The sequence below is a fragment of the Stenotrophomonas sp. NRRL B-14846 genome (assembly GCF_050473585.1).
Classification (GTDB): domain Bacteria; phylum Pseudomonadota; class Gammaproteobacteria; order Xanthomonadales; family Xanthomonadaceae; genus Stenotrophomonas.
The window spans coordinates 576,507-590,597 of record NZ_JBFLUN010000022.1; the positions used below are offsets into that span (position 1 = coordinate 576,507).

Below are 14,091 nucleotides of genomic sequence, written 5' to 3' on the forward strand. Positions count from 1 at the left end.
GATCAGCCGGCAGCCAGCACCCGGATCTGGCTGTCGGCGAATTCGACCACCTGGCCTGCGCGGATCTTGCAGGCCTTGCGCAGTTCGACTTCGCCGTCGACCCGTACCTGGCCCTCGCTGATGACCATCTTGGCCTCGCCGCCACTGGTGACCACGTCGGCCAGCTTGAGCAGCTGCTTGAGTTCGACGTAGTCACCGTCGAGGTCGAATTCGAGAATCTGCATGGGGCGGGGTTCCTGGGAAGAGGGCGCAGGCCAGCGGCCGGGCCGGAAAGAGGGCGCGTATTGTGCGCCAGCACGGGGCAGGACGGCACGCGCATGGAAAGCTGTATGCGTTGTTCAGGATCAATGCGGTATCATTCCGCTCTGAGCGAGTGAAATCTCCTCCGACCGAGCAGCGCCAGGGCACGCGATAAGAAGGGCGCCCAAAGCGCGGACCATCCCTTTTTTATCGCACTGCCAGGAAGACGGCAGTGCCTTCGGAGTTCCCCATGTCCCAAGATTCCCAAGCGCCGCTGCAGTTTGCGCAGCTCGGCCTGTCCGAGCCCGTGATGCAGGCGGTCACCGCCATCGGCTACGAAACCCCGTCGCCGATCCAGGCCGCCACCATCCCGGCGATGCTGGAAGGCCGCGACGTGCTGGGCCAGGCCCAGACCGGTACCGGCAAGACCGCTGCCTTTGCACTGCCGGTACTGTCCAACATCGACCTGCAGCAGATCAAGCCCCAGGCCCTGATCCTGGCGCCGACCCGCGAACTGGCCATCCAGGTTGCCGAGGCGTTCCAGTCCTATTCGTCGAAGATCCCGGGTTTCCGCGTGCTGCCGGTGTACGGCGGCCAGCCGTACGGCCAGCAGCTGTCGGCGCTGCGTCGTGGCGTGCATATCGTTGTCGGTACCCCCGGCCGCGTGATCGACCACCTGGACCGCAGCACCCTGGACCTGTCCGAGCTGAAGACCCTGGTGCTGGACGAAGCCGATGAAATGCTGCGCATGGGCTTCATCGACGACGTCGAAGCCGTGCTGAAGAAGCTGCCGGAGCAGCGCCAGGTGGCCCTGTTCTCGGCCACCATGCCGCCGCAGATCCGCCGCATCGCGCAGACCTACCTGCAGGACCCGGTGGAAGTGACCATCGCGGCCAAGACCACCACCTCGGCCAACATCCGCCAGCGCTACTGGTGGGTGAGCGGCATGCACAAGCTGGACGCACTGACCCGCATCCTGGAAGTCGAGCCGTTCGACGCGATGATCATCTTCGCGCGCACCAAGGCCGGCACCGAAGAACTGGCCAGCAAGCTGCAGGCCCGTGGCCTGGCCGCTGCCGCCATCAACGGTGACATGCAGCAGGCCCAGCGTGAGCGCACCATCGCCATGCTGAAGGAAGGCAAGCTGGACATCCTGGTCGCCACCGACGTGGCTGCCCGCGGCCTGGACGTGGAGCGCATCAGCCACGTGCTGAACTACGACATCCCGTACGACACCGAAAGCTACGTGCACCGCATCGGCCGTACCGGCCGTGCCGGCCGCAGCGGCGAGGCGATCCTGTTCGCCACCCCGCGCGAGAAGGGCATGCTGCGCCAGATCGAGCGCGCCACCCGCCAGCCGATCGAAGAGATGCAGCTGCCGAGCGTGGAAGCGGTCAACGACACCCGCATCAACAAGTTCACCTCGCGCATCAGCGAAACCCTCGGCGCGGGTGGCCTGGACTTCTACCGCCAGCTGCTGGAGCGTTTCGAGAACGAGCAGAACGTGCCGGCCATCGAAGTGGCTGCCGCGCTGGCCAAGATGCTGCAGGGTGACACCCCGTTCCTGCTGCAGCCCCCGGTGCGTGCGCCGCGTGAAGAGCGTGCACCGCGCGAACGCTTCGACCGTGGTGACCGCCCGGAACGTGGCGATCGCTTCGACCGCAACGAGCGTGGTCCGCGCTTCGAGCGTGGTCCGCGTCGCGACGACGCCGAAGGTGGTTTCGAGCAGCGTCCGCGCCGCGAGGTTCCGCCGCGTGGTGCGCCGGAGCAGGGCATGGAGACCTACCGCATTTCGGTCGGCCACCAGCACGGCGTGAAGCCGGCCAACATCGTCGGCGCCATCGCCAACGAAGCCGGCCTGGAAAGCCGCTTCATCGGCCGCATCGACATCCACGATGACTTCTCGCTGCTGGACCTGCCGGCACAGATGCCGCCGGACGTGCTGTCGCACCTGCAGAAGGTCTGGGTGTCGGGCCAGCAGCTGCAGATGCGTGCGCTGGCTCCGGGTGAAGACACCAACCCGGCCCCGCGTCCGTTCAAGCCGCGCTTCGACAAGCGTGGTCCGGGCGGCCCGGGTGGCCCGCGTCGCGGTGGCCCGGGCGGTCCGGGTGGCCACGGTGGCGACCGCGGCGGTGACCGCGACAGCCGCCCGCCGCGTCGTGACGGCTTCAAGCCGCGCGGCCCGCGCAGCTACTGAGCCGCAACGTAGCCATGACAACGCCAGCCTTCGGGCTGGCGTTGTCCGTTCCAGGGCCGGAAAAGGGGACGGAGGGGATTAAGTCGTATATGGCAGGCCACGCGCTTATGCCGAAAACGACTTAATCCCCTCCGTCCCCTTTTCGCATGGTCAACACATTGCCGGCCCTAGGCTGAGCCGGTTCCAAGGGAGGTTGTCACCGCAGCACATTCGGGGGGATCCGGGATGGGTAGGAGTGGCACGGACCAACAGAGCCGACGGGTACCGATGACCCGCGGCCTGGGACTGCGATTTGCGTTGTTGACGGGCATGGCGATTGGATTGGTCGCACTGTCCGCCTTGATCCAGGAACTGCAGGCGGCCTCCACCGCCTGGATCGCCGGCCAGGGTTACTGGTCGCGTGGTCAGCAGGATGCGACCGCCGCACTCAGCCGCTATCTGGCGCGGGGGGATGCGCAGGACCTGGACGACGCACGCCAGGCCCTGCAGGTGCCGTTGGGCGATCTGCAGGCGCGGTTGGCGCTGGAACAGGCCGAGCCGGATGAAGCCAAGGCCAGGCAGGGTTTCCTGCAGGGCGGCAACGCGCGCGCCGATATCCCGCGCCTGGTGTTCTCGTTCCGCTATGCACGCGATATCGGTGCCTTCCGCGAAGCAACCGCGCTGTGGCGGAAGACCGATGGCGACCTGATGGCGGTGCAGCGCCTGATCGATGAGTTGCAGCTGGGGCATGACAGTGGCCCGGTGCCGATCGCCGCGCGTGACCGCTACCTGCAGCATCTGGGTGACCTTGATCGGCGGATGCAGGTGCAGAGCCAGGCGTTCTCGCAGGCGCTGCTGCGGATGGCGACGCTGGTGAGGCTGGCAACGTTGATGGTTGCGGGCCTGTCGGTGCTGGCGATCAGCCTGATGGCGGTTGCGCTGGCGCGTCGCGTCGGCAAGGACCTGACCGAACACGAGAGCCGTTTCCGCGCTGCGTTCTACCAGGCCAACGTCGGCATGCTCAAGCTCGATACCGAAGGCAAGGTGGTCGAGGCCAACCAGGCGATGGCCGATATCCTCGATCACCGCCGTGACATGCTGCTGCAGCTGTCACTGGGTGACCTGCTGATGGACGGCGAACTGGTCATCGATGGGGTGGGGCGCATCGATTGGGACCGCCAGCTGCGGCCGAGCGAACTGCGCTTCCGCCGTCGCGATGGCAGCCTGGTCTGGGGCCGCTGGAGCGGCACCGGCGTGCGCAGCACCGGCGGTGGCCTGTCGGTGTTCGCGATCATCGAAGACGTCAGCCAGAACCATGCACTGGCGCGCGAGATCGAGCACCACGCCAGCCATGATCCGCTGACCGGCCTGATCAACCGCCGCGAGATCGAGCGGCTGCTGGAGCGCGCGCTGCTGCAGGTGCGCAGCGAGGGCGGCACGCACGCGCTGTGCTACATCAACCTGGACCATTTCAAGCTGGTCAACGACAGCTTCGGCCACGCCGCCGGCGACCAGATGCTGCGCAGCTTCGCCGACTACCTGGTGGCGGCGGTGCGCGATGGCGACTGGGTGGGCCGGCTGGGCGCGGACGAGTTCGCGGTGTTCCTTGCCCATGCCGGGCAGGACGAGGCCAAGCGCGTGCTGCAGCGGGTGATCCGCAACCTGGGTCAGGCGACGTTCCCGGTCAGCGAGGGCAGCCCGCAGCTGAGCTGCAGCATCGGCGTGGTCGAGGTCAGCGCCGAGGCACCGGATGTGAACTGGCTGATGAGCGCCGCCGACAGCGCGTGCTATGCGGCCAAGCAGGCCGGCCGCAACCGCGTGCACTGCTTCAACGAGAACCGCATGGCGCTGGAGGAACGGCGCCTGGAGGCCGAACGCCTGCAGGGCGTCAGCCTGGCCATGGCCGAGAACCGCATGGTGCTGTATGCGCAGCGCATCGCCCGCGTCGGCGATCCCACGTACCTGCACTATGAGGTGCTGGTGCGCATGCGTGGCAGCGATGGCAGCCTGCACCTGCCGGGCCAGTTCATGCCGGCGGTGGAGCGCTATGGCATGGCCGTGGCGCTGGACCGGCACGTGCTCGGCCTGCTGTTCCGGCATCTGCAGGTGTGCCCGGCACACGTCCGGCAGCTGGGCCTGTGCAACGTCAACGTCTCGGCGCAGTCGATCGCCGAGCCGGGTTTCCTCGCCTTCGTCTGCGACCTGCTGGAGCGCAACCGCGCAGTGGCCTCCAAGCTGTGCTTCGAAATCACCGAGACCGCTGCGATCAGCAACCTCAGCCAGGCACGCGCCTTCATCGATGCGGTGAAGGCGCGTGGCTGCCGGATGGCGTTGGACGATTTCGGCTCCGGGCTGTCCTCGTTCGGCTACCTGCGCCAGCTGCCGGCCGACATCCTGAAGATCGACGGGGCCTTCGTGCGTGACATGGATACCGATCCGGTCAGCCACGCCACCGTGCGCGCGATCAGTGAACTGGGGCGCGAGCTGCAGATGGAGGTGGTGGCCGAATGGGTGGAGACTGCCGAGGTCGCCGCCGCGCTGACCCGGCTCGGGGTGCAGGGCCTGCAGGGCTATGCGGTCGAGCGGCCGCAGCCGCTGGAGCGGATGACCCTGAGTGACCTGAGGCCGGTGCGCCTGGTGGCGGTGAAGGGGCCTCCCGCCGCAGGCTGAACGCCCGTCGGCGACTTTGGTCTACACGTGCGCCGCCGCTGCGGCTGCGATAATGCCCGCCAGGGGCGACGCGCAGTGGGCGCGGGCGTAAGCAGGAACAGGGCGTGGCGTGGGCGGCAGGCAGTGGCAGTACGGAACAGGGGTGGTGCTGGTCATGCTGCTGGTGTGGTTGGCAACGCCGTGGCCGCTGTCGGCTGCTGTAGCCGAAGCCGGGCGTGATTACCTGCTGGTCGGTGCAGCCACCGATGAACCCACCCCGCATCGCGCTTGCACGCCGGAGATGCTGGCGGGGCCACGGCAACAGGTGCAGGTGTCCGCGCCAGCGGGCGGCTGGTCGGGCCAGCCGCAGGCCTTGGACGTGTTCAATGTGTTTGCCGGCGAAGTCCGCGTGCAGCACGGTGATCGCGAAATCTGCGGCAACATGCACGATGCCCGTACCCGTGATTCCCGGTTCCGCGCAGGCATCGGCCTGGTCGCGGTGCCGGCGGCGGGCAGCCATGAACCGTTCCTGGTGTCATGGCAGACGCCGCTGAAGGCGCGCTGGGTACCGACCCTGCGGCTGGGGGCGCCCAGTCCCGTGCAGCAGAACGATACCGCCCGCCTGCTGGTGCGCGCGGCCTGCATCGCCGTGGCGATCGCGCTGGCGTTGTCGGCCCTGATGGCCTTCCTCACCACCCGCGACCGCAGCTTCCTGGTCTACATCGCCGGTACCACCGTGCTGGTGCTGTGGCAGGCCATCCTCGGTGGCCTCAGCGGCTACCCGGAGCCGTGGCTGCCGGTGGGCGAGCGCGGCGCCTGGTGGCTGCTGTCGTTGACCGCGGCGTCGCAGGCATTGGTGCTGCCGGCGCTGTGGCGTCTGAACGGCGGCGACCGCCTGCTGCCGCGATCGCGCCCGGTGCAGCTGCTGGCGCTGTGGGGACTGCTGGCGCTGGCCGCATGGGTGCCCTGGCTGCAGTGGAACAGCCTGGCCTGGGTGGCGCAGGGCCTGCAGGTGTCCTACCTGCTGGGTTGTGGCCTGGCCTTGATGGTCGGGGTATGGGCACGGCTGCGCGGTGACCGCTGGGCGCAGGCGGGGCTGGCAGCGCTGGCACCGATGCTGGTGCTGATCCTGGCCGATGCCTGCCGCGCTGCGTGGTTGCTGGAATACCGCGTGGAAGCACTGCAGCTTTCGGTGACCTGGCTGTTGATGATGGCCGCCTATGCGCTGAACCAGCGGCTGGGACGCCTGCGCCAGCAGCGCGATGAACTGCGCCAGCTGGCCGAAACCGATGGCCTGACCGGGCTGCCCAACCGCCGTGCCGGTCTGCAGCAGCTGGCCCGGCATCTGGAACGGGTCGATCGCGAGCGCGGCCCGCTGGTGATCGGCTTCCTCGACATCGACCTGTTCAAGGACATCAATGACCGCCATGGCCACGCCGTGGGCGACCAGGTGCTGGTGGCGGTGGCTCGTGCATTGCGTGCTGCGGTGCGCAGCCAGGACCAGGTGGTGCGGATGGGCGGCGAGGAATTCCTGCTGCTGATGCCGGGCATGCCGCGCGAGGCGGCGTCGGCACGCCTGGATCGCCTGCGCCAGCACATCACCGAAGCGGGCCGGGTGCTGCAGGTGCCCGGCCTGGAGGTGACCGCCAGCATCGGCCTGGCGCAGTGGCGGCCGGGCGAGGACGACCTGGCTGCGCTGTTGCGCCGGGCCGACCACGCCATGTACGTGGCCAAGCGTGCCGGCCGCAACCGGGTATTCGACGGCGAAGAGCTCGATCCACCCGGCCTGGCATGAAGCGCTGCGGGCGGCGATGCCGGATAATAGGGCGATGACCACCCGACTCAACAAACATATCGCCGACACCGGCTTCTGCTCCCGCCGCGAGGCCGATCGCCTGATCGCCGCCCGCCGGGTCACCGTCAACGGCCACCCGGCCGGCACTGGCGCGGTGGTGGGCGAGGAAGACCAGGTGCTGGTCGACGGCCAGCCGCTGCGCGCGCGCGTGGCCCGCAAGCCCGGTGCCCGCCGCCACGTCTACATCGCGCTGAACAAGCCGGTCGGCGTCACCTGCACGACCGAGACCTCGGTCAAGGGCAACATCGTCGACTTCGTCGGCCATGAACAGCGCATCTTCCCGATCGGGCGCCTGGACAAGGAGTCCGAAGGCCTGATCCTGATGACCAGCAACGGCGACATCGTCAACCAGATCCTGCGTGCCGAGAACGGCCACCAGAAGGAGTACCTGGTGGCGGTGAACAAGCCGGTCACCGACGAGTTCCTGCGTGGCATGGCCCGTGGCGTCCGCATCCACGACCAGATGACGCTGCCGTGCAAGACCTCGCGCATCGCCAAGTTCGGTTTCCGCATCACCCTGCAGCAGGGCCTGAACCGGCAGATCCGCCTGATGGCGGCCGAGTTCGGCTATCGGGTGACCCAGCTGCGCCGCGTGCGCATCGACAACATCAAGATCGGTGCGTTGAAGCCGGGCCAGTGGCGCAACCTGACCGAGCAGGAGCTGCAGGGCCTGCTGCCGAAGCAGCTGGACTGGTAAGGGCCGGCCGCTGGCCGGCTGCAATGGGCGTGCGACGGACCCGGGATGCCGGCCAGCGGCCGGCACTACCCGTTGTGCAGATTGCGCGCCGGCATCAGCTAGACTTCGCGGTGACCTGCCGGAACGTGACGCTGCATGATCAAGCCCGACAAGCCTGCCAATGAAGCCCTTCGGCTTGAGGCGCTGTACCGCTACCGGATCCTCGATTCGGAGCGTGAGAAATCCTTCGACGACCTGGTGGTGATCGCCAAGGCGGTCTGCGGCACCTCGATGGCGGCGGTGACCCTGATCGATGTCGAGCGGCAATGGTTCAAGTCGATCCAGGGCATCGATGCGGCGGAAAACCTGCGCAGCGAATCGATGTGCGGCCACGCGATCCTGCAACCGCAGCAGATCATGGTGGTCGAGGATGCGCTGCAGGACATCCGCTTCCACGACAACCCGGTGGTGGTGGGCGACCCGCACATCCGCTTCTATGCGGGCGCGCCACTGATCAGTTCAGATGGCCTGCCGCTGGGCACGCTGTGCGTATTCGATGCGCAGCCACAGCACCTGGCCAGCGACAAGGCCGAAGCGCTGGCGGCGCTGTCGCGGCAGGTGATGCTGGTGATGGAACTGCGCCGTTTCGCGCTCGACATCCAGAAGCACATGCTGGAGCGTGATGACTACGAGCGCCTGCTGTCGGAGTACCAGGACGTGCTGCTGGCGCAGAATGCCGACCTGGCCGAGCAGAGCCGCACCGATGCGTTGACCGGCCTGCCGAACCGCCGTGCGATGGCGGCAGCGCTGGAAGAGGCGGTGGCGGTGAACGGAGACCAGCCCGGTGTGGCCTGCGTCGCACTGCTGGACATCGACCATTTCAAGCACATCAACGATTTCCAGGGCCACGCCACCGGCGACCGCGTGCTGGCCGAACTGGGCGTGCTGCTGCGTTCCCATTTCGCCGGTCGCGGCATGGCCGCGCGCTATGGTGGCGAGGAATTCGTGGCGGTGATGCCGGCTACCGACCTGCGCACCGCCGAACTGCAGTGCGAGTTCCTGCGCCTGGCGGTGGCTGACCTGCCGCTGGGATTCCCGGTCACGATCAGTATTGGTGTGGCCCAGCACCAGCCTGGTGAAAGCGTGGATGACACGCTGGCACGTGCCGACAAGGCGCTGTACCGGGCCAAGGGCAATGGCCGCAACCGGGTGGAACGGGCGGGCTGAAGCACCCCCAGGTAGATCCACGCCATGCGTGGATGCTGTTTCCGATTCACATTGCGTCGCAGTTCCTGCGATCAGAACCGGGCAGCATGACCTCTCTGTTTCCCCGGATGCCAACCATGCTGCAGACCCTGGCCATCGCCCACTATCGCTCGCTGCACGGGCTGGTACTGCCGCTGCAGCAGTTGAATGTGGTGACCGGTGACAACGGCAGTGGCAAGTCCAGCCTGTACCGCGCGCTGCGCCTCCTGGCGGAGACCGCGCAGGGCGGCGTCGCGGCGGTGCTGGCCCGCGAAGGCGGGCTGGGTTCGGCGCTGTGGGCGGGCCCGGAAAAAATGGACCGTCGGGTTGCTGCCGGCGAGATCCCCCTGCAGGGCGGCCCACGCCAGGAATCGGTGGGATTGAAGCTGGGCTTCACCACTGACGAATTCGGCTACGCCATCGATCTGGGCTACCCGCCGCCCAGTCGATCGGCCTTCGCATTGGACCCGCAGATCAAGGCCGAAGCGATCTGGGCGGGCCCGTTCCTGCGCAGCGCCAACCTGCTGGTCGACCGCCGTGGGGCGATGGTGCGGCAACGCCATGCGCGCGGCTGGGATCTTGTGGATGACCGGTTGTCGCTGTTCGACAGCCTGTTCACCCAGGTCGGCGATCCGCAGCGCATGCCGGAAACCATCGCCCTGCGCGAGTACATCCGCCGTTGGCGCTTCTACGATCATTTCTGCAGCGATGCCGATGCGCCGGCGCGGCAGCCGGCGATGGCCACGCGCACGCCGGTGCTGCATCACGACGGCCGTGATCTGGCCGCGGCCTGGGTCACCATCCTCGAGATCGGTGACCCGGTTGCGTTGGCACGCAGCGTCGACGATGCGTTCCCGGGCGCCTCGGTCGGCTTCGAGGAACTGGATGGCCGGTTGGCGCTGCGTTTCCACCAGCCCGGGCTGCTGCGGCCCTTGTCGATGGCCGAACTGTCCGACGGCACGTTGCGCTTCCTGCTGCTTGCCGCAGCGCTGCACACGCCGCGTCCGCCGCCGCTGCTGGTGCTCAACGAGCCGGAGACCAGCCTGCACCCGGACCTGTTGCCGGCGCTGGCACGGCTGATCATCGCGGCCAGTGCGCGCAGCCAGGTCTGGGTGGTGTCACACGCCAGCCGCCTGATCGCAGCACTGGAGCAGGCGCCCGGGTGCCATTCGCTGCACCTGCACAAGGAGCAGGGCCGCACGTTGCTGAGCGGGCAGGGCCTGCTGGATGCCCCGGCATGGCACTGGCCGCAGCGTTGATACGGCCACCCACGTCCGGCGTGGACGCGCTCAATCGGCGATGTTGCGCGCCTCGGCCGTACCGAGGATCTCCGGGTGCTGCACCGGCTTGCGGCGGTTCAGCAGCGGATGCAGGAATACGGCGCCGACGATGATCGCCACGCCCAGGTAGAACCACGGGGTGACTTCGTGCTGCTCGCGCAGCAGCACCACCGCCAGCAGCACCGCATAGACCGGCTCCAGGTTGGTCACCAGCTGCACCGTGTAGGCGCTCAGGTGGCGCAGTGCGACCAGGGCCAGGGCGAACGGCAGCAGCGTGCAGAACCCGGCCAGCACCAGCAGCAGGATGCCGTCGTGCAGGTCCGGAACTACCCACAGCGGGCTGGCCAGCGCAGGCAGCAGGTAGGGCATCAGCGGCGCCAGCAGGGTCAGGGTGAGGGTGCCCGCGCCCAGCTCCAGCGCGGTGACCGTGAGCGGATCGGCGTGGCTGACCATGCGCTTGTTGAGTGAGCCGAACACCGCTACCAGCAATGCCGAGATCGCGCCGATCAACACGCCCAGGCGCATGCCATCGGGCACGCCACCGACCACCAGTGCCACGCCCGGCAGAACGGCCAGGCCGAAGGCGAGTTCACGCAGCTGGAATGGCCGCTTGGCCACCCAGGGTTCGATGATCGAGGTGAACACCGGCGCCAGCGCGATGCAGGTGGCGGCCACCGAGGCATTGGCCAGCTTCACCGCACCGTAGAACGTCAGCCAGTGCAGGGCGACCAGGGCGCCGATGCCGGCATAACCGGCCACCAGCCGCAGCGGCAGCGTACGCAGTCCGCGCCAGACCCGCGGCAGCAGGGCCAGCATCGCCGTCACCAGCAGCATGCGCCACCACACCAGCGGCAGCGCGGGCAGGGTGATCAGCTTGCCGAGGATGGCAGTGACGCCCCACAGCAGGACACAGAAATGGATCTGCCACAGCGCTTTGCGGGTGTCGGGTGTGCTCATCCGCCTATTGTGAGGCAAGGCGATGACCGCAGCGCTATCCGCGTGAGGAATTGCTGGGGGCGTCCACCTGCCGCTGCAGGGCCATCGCCGCCGCCGGGTTGCGCGCCTTGCCTGCGCCGATGCACAGCAGGTAGACCTCGCGCGGGGTTTCCGGAGCCGGCCCGGCCAGGCAGGGCAGGTCATCCACCGGCTCGCCGCGTGACCAGCGCAGGGCACGTTCGGCCCAGCGCTGCTGCAGCGGCGCTGGCAGGCCTTCGTTCAAGCAGGCCTGGCTGCGCTTGATCCGCGCGTAGACGAAGCTGGCACTGACATCACCGTGCAGGGGCGCCTCGTCGCTGTCCTCGATCACCAGCGCCACGCCGTGTCGGCGCGCGGCAGCGACCAGCGCCGGGCCATGTGCCCCGGCGTTGCGCACCTCCAGCGCGTGTTGCAGCGGTACGCCCTGCAGCTGCTGCGGCAGCTGCGCCATCAGCGCGTCCAATGCATCGGCGTCGGCCGGATGGCGCGGATCGAACTGCCACAGCAACGGGCCGAGCCGGTTACCGAGCGCCAATGCCGCCTCGAGGAACGGTGCGGCGGCCTCCACGGTGCTGGACAGGTCGCGGCGCTGCACCAGGTAGCGCGGCGCCTTCATCGAGAAGCGGAAACCGCCGGGTGTCTGTGCAGCCCATTGCGCGCACTGGGCCGCAGTGGGCGTGCGGTAGAACGTGCCGTTGATCTCGATGCAGCGCAGGGCGCGGCTGGCATGGGCCAGTTCCTCGCGCTGCGGCAGGCCTGCTGGATAGAACACACCGCCGCGCCATTCGGGAAACACCCAGCCGCCGATGCCGCAGCGGATGGCCGCCTGGCCGGCAGCTGGGGTCATTGGCCGTGGTCCGCGCGCCACGGATCGTAGCTGCCGAACCACCACAGGTAGCCCTCCGGGTCGGCGCAGGCGTAGCCACGGCCGCCGTAGTCCTGGTCGGCGATGTCGATGACGATGCGCGCGCCGGCAGCCTTGGCCCGGGCATAGTGCGCATCGGCATCGCTGACGATCACGCAGGCGCTCTGGGTCTGGCGTCCGCCGACCTCGTCAGGCATCACGGCATGCTGGTTCCACTCGCTTTCCTTGTTGACCGAACCGAGCATGATCATGCCGTGGCCGAAGGTGAGCTGCGCATGGAAGACCGTATCGCCATCGGCGTAGACGGCCTGGGCATGGAAGCCGAAGGCGCGCTGCAGCCAGTCGATGGCGGCCTGCGCGTCGCGGTAGCGCAGGCACGGAATGATGGTGGAGCCGCTGCTGGGTTGGCCGTTCTCGCCCATGACACCCCTCCTATGGCACAGGGCAGGGTGCGCCGCGGACCGTTACCATCCCGCGAAACCCCGGTGACGGCCTGCACACGGCCGCTACCCCTGTTCGGAGATCGTGCTGGATGAAACCCTGGATCGGAGGTGCCGTGCTGCTGGCGTGCACGACCATGGCGAGCGCGGCGACCCCGCCGCCGCTGCAGGACCTGGATGCGACCGTCGAGCGCGTGCGCGCGCAGTTCGACGTGCCCGGCATCGCCGTGGCCGTGGTCAAGGACGGCCAGGTGGTGCTGGAGCGCGGCTGGGGCGTGCGCGAGCAGGGCAAGCCGGAGCCGGTGCAGGCCGACACGCTGTTCGCGATCGCCTCCAATACCAAGGCGTTCACCGCTACCTCGCTGAACCTGCTGGCCGAGGACGGCAAGCTGAAGATGGACGACAAGGTGATCGACCACCTGCCGTCGTTCCGCATGTCCGATCCGTTCGTGACCGGGCAGATGACCATTCGTGACCTGCTGTCGCATCGCAGCGGCCTGAGCCTGGGCGCCGGTGACCTGCTGTTCTGGCCGACCACCTCCTACACCAACGCCGAAGTGGTACAGCGGCTGGGCAAAGTGCCGTTGAAAGGCGGCTTCCGCGAGAGCTACGCCTACGACAACATCCTGTACGCGGTCGCCCAGCAGGTGATCGAGCACGTCTCCGGCATGAGCTACCAGCAGTTCCTGCAGACCCGCATCTTCGACAAGGTGGGCATGGCCGGCACGCGCTACAACGCCGACCACCTGAAGCCGGGCGACAAGGCGGCGGTCGGCCACGCCAAGTACGATTTCAAGGACCTGCGCACCGTCGCGCCGTTGACCTGGTCGAACAATGCCGGCGCTGGTGGCATCTATTCCAGTGCGCACGACATGGCACGCTGGATGCAGGTGCAGCTGGCCGAAGGAAAGCTGGCCGATGGCACTGCGCTGTTCAGCGAGAAGAGCCAGCAGCAGATGTGGCGGATGATCACCCCGCAGTCGATCCCGGCGCCGAGCGTGCCGGAGCTGGCGCCGGCGCGGGCCAACTTTGCCGGCTACGGCGAAGGCTGGAGCCTGAGCGATTACCGCGGGCAGAAACTGGTCTGGCACACCGGGGGCTGGCCGGGCATGGTTTCGCGGCTGACCCTGGTGCCGGGCGAGAAGCTGGGCGTGGTGGTGCTGACCAACCAGGAAGTGGGTGCGGCGTTCAACGCGATCACCCTGAGCGTGCTTGATGCCTATCTGGGCGGCGAGAAGCACGACTGGGTGGACGCCTATGCCAAGGCCGTGGCCAAGGGCCAGGACAAGGCCGACGAGGCCTGGGCCAAGCACCAGGGCGCGCGCGACAAGGGCAGCACGCCGTCGCTGCCGCTGGCCGGCTACACCGGCACGTTCCGCGACCGCTGGTATGGCGACATGCAGATCAGCGCCGAGGGCAGGGGCCTGCGCCTGCGCTTCATGAAGACCGCGCAGCTGAGCGGCCGCCTGGAGCACTGGCAGCACGACACCTTCATCGTGCGCTGGGATGACCGTTCGCTCAACGCCGATGCGTTCGTGAACTTCAGCCTGGACCCGGACGGCAAGGTGAGCGAGGTGCGCATGCAGTCGATCTCCGACCTGACCGATTTCAGCTTCGATTTCCAGGACCTGCTGTTCATCCCGGTCAAGGAATAAGGGGAGTGCCGGCCAGCGGCCGGCACGACCGGAGC

General features: G+C 68.1%; 11 protein-coding genes. 7 read left to right on the forward strand and 4 right to left on the reverse strand.

Annotation, left to right across the window (positions count from 1 at the left end; genetic code table 11):
* Positions 1-2 precede the first annotated feature (2 nt).
* Complete coding sequence (locus AB1281_RS04785; protein ID WP_430345194.1) at positions 3-224, reverse strand: RNA-binding S4 domain-containing protein; 222 nt, start codon at positions 222-224, stop codon at positions 3-5.
* 266 nt (positions 225-490) lie between these two features.
* Between AB1281_RS04785 and AB1281_RS04790 the strand changes: the two genes are divergently transcribed.
* The 6 genes from AB1281_RS04790 to AB1281_RS04815 all read left to right on the forward strand — a co-directional run bounded on the left by AB1281_RS04790 (position 491) and on the right by AB1281_RS04815 (position 10,100).
* Positions 491-2,437 (forward strand): DEAD/DEAH box helicase, encoded by a 1,947-nt coding sequence (locus tag AB1281_RS04790; protein WP_075674956.1) that lies wholly within the window; start codon positions 491-493, stop codon positions 2,435-2,437.
* A 225-nt stretch (positions 2,438-2,662) separates the two neighbouring features.
* Positions 2,663-5,086, forward strand: coding sequence for a putative bifunctional diguanylate cyclase/phosphodiesterase (locus AB1281_RS04795; protein ID WP_430345195.1), 2,424 nt, complete (start codon positions 2,663-2,665; stop codon positions 5,084-5,086).
* Positions 5,087-5,195: 109 nt separating this feature from the next.
* The gene (locus AB1281_RS04800; RefSeq protein ID WP_197586803.1) at positions 5,196-6,860 is read left to right on the forward strand and encodes a GGDEF domain-containing protein; all 1,665 of its coding nucleotides are present in this window, start codon (positions 5,196-5,198) and stop codon (positions 6,858-6,860) included.
* Positions 6,861-6,894: 34 nt separating this feature from the next.
* A complete protein-coding gene (locus tag AB1281_RS04805) occupies positions 6,895-7,617 on the forward strand; it encodes a pseudouridine synthase (RefSeq protein ID WP_005408708.1) in 723 nt (240 codons plus the stop codon).
* A 135-nt stretch (positions 7,618-7,752) separates the two neighbouring features.
* Entirely contained in the window at positions 7,753-8,823 is a 1,071-nt protein-coding gene (locus AB1281_RS04810; RefSeq protein ID WP_430345196.1) for a GGDEF domain-containing protein, read from the forward strand.
* A 116-nt stretch (positions 8,824-8,939) separates the two neighbouring features.
* On the forward strand, positions 8,940-10,100 hold the full coding sequence (locus AB1281_RS04815; RefSeq protein WP_430345197.1) for an AAA family ATPase: 1,161 nt from the start codon (positions 8,940-8,942) through the stop codon (positions 10,098-10,100).
* Between the two features lie 30 nt (positions 10,101-10,130).
* On the opposite strand, the gene AB1281_RS04820 is transcribed toward AB1281_RS04815, so the two are convergent.
* The 3 genes from AB1281_RS04820 to AB1281_RS04830 are packed head-to-tail and all read right to left on the reverse strand — an operon-like array spanning position 10,131 to position 12,383.
* Positions 10,131-11,078 carry a DMT family transporter gene (locus tag AB1281_RS04820; protein WP_014036476.1) on the reverse strand — a complete coding sequence of 316 codons (948 nt, stop codon included), beginning with the start codon at positions 11,076-11,078 and terminating at the stop codon, positions 10,131-10,133.
* A 34-nt stretch (positions 11,079-11,112) separates the two neighbouring features.
* The gene (locus AB1281_RS04825; protein ID WP_430345198.1) at positions 11,113-11,943 is read right to left on the reverse strand and encodes a DUF72 domain-containing protein; all 831 of its coding nucleotides are present in this window, start codon (positions 11,941-11,943) and stop codon (positions 11,113-11,115) included.
* Positions 11,940-12,383 (reverse strand): VOC family protein, encoded by a 444-nt coding sequence (locus tag AB1281_RS04830; protein WP_119007051.1) that lies wholly within the window; start codon positions 12,381-12,383, stop codon positions 11,940-11,942. Before AB1281_RS04830 ends, AB1281_RS04825 begins: the two co-directional genes overlap by 4 nt.
* 110 nt (positions 12,384-12,493) lie before the next feature.
* On the opposite strand from AB1281_RS04830, the gene AB1281_RS04835 reads away from it, so the two are divergent.
* Positions 12,494-14,056 carry a serine hydrolase gene (locus AB1281_RS04835; RefSeq protein ID WP_430345199.1) on the forward strand — a complete coding sequence of 521 codons (1,563 nt, stop codon included), beginning with the start codon at positions 12,494-12,496 and terminating at the stop codon, positions 14,054-14,056.
* Positions 14,057-14,091 lie beyond the last annotated feature (35 nt).

What these genes read in the sequence shown, in the direction of transcription:
- AB1281_RS04830 (WP_119007051.1), bottom strand. Translation starts at nt 12,383, where the DNA reads ATGGGCGAGAACGGCCAACCCAGCAGCGGCTCCACCATCATTCCGTGC.
- AB1281_RS04820 (WP_014036476.1), bottom strand. Translation starts at nt 11,078, where the DNA reads ATGAGCACACCCGACACCCGCAAAGCGCTGTGGCAGATCCATTTCTGT.
- AB1281_RS04790 (WP_075674956.1), top strand. Translation starts at nt 491, where the DNA reads ATGTCCCAAGATTCCCAAGCGCCGCTGCAGTTTGCGCAGCTCGGCCTG.
- AB1281_RS04805 (WP_005408708.1), top strand. Translation starts at nt 6,895, where the DNA reads ATGACCACCCGACTCAACAAACATATCGCCGACACCGGCTTCTGCTCC.
- AB1281_RS04815 (WP_430345197.1), top strand. Translation starts at nt 8,940, where the DNA reads ATGCTGCAGACCCTGGCCATCGCCCACTATCGCTCGCTGCACGGGCTG.
- AB1281_RS04825 (WP_430345198.1), bottom strand. Translation starts at nt 11,943, where the DNA reads ATGACCCCAGCTGCCGGCCAGGCGGCCATCCGCTGCGGCATCGGCGGC.
- AB1281_RS04835 (WP_430345199.1), top strand. Translation starts at nt 12,494, where the DNA reads ATGAAACCCTGGATCGGAGGTGCCGTGCTGCTGGCGTGCACGACCATG.
- AB1281_RS04810 (WP_430345196.1), top strand. Translation starts at nt 7,753, where the DNA reads ATGATCAAGCCCGACAAGCCTGCCAATGAAGCCCTTCGGCTTGAGGCG.
- AB1281_RS04795 (WP_430345195.1), top strand. Translation starts at nt 2,663, where the DNA reads ATGGGTAGGAGTGGCACGGACCAACAGAGCCGACGGGTACCGATGACC.
- AB1281_RS04785 (WP_430345194.1), bottom strand. Translation starts at nt 224, where the DNA reads ATGCAGATTCTCGAATTCGACCTCGACGGTGACTACGTCGAACTCAAG.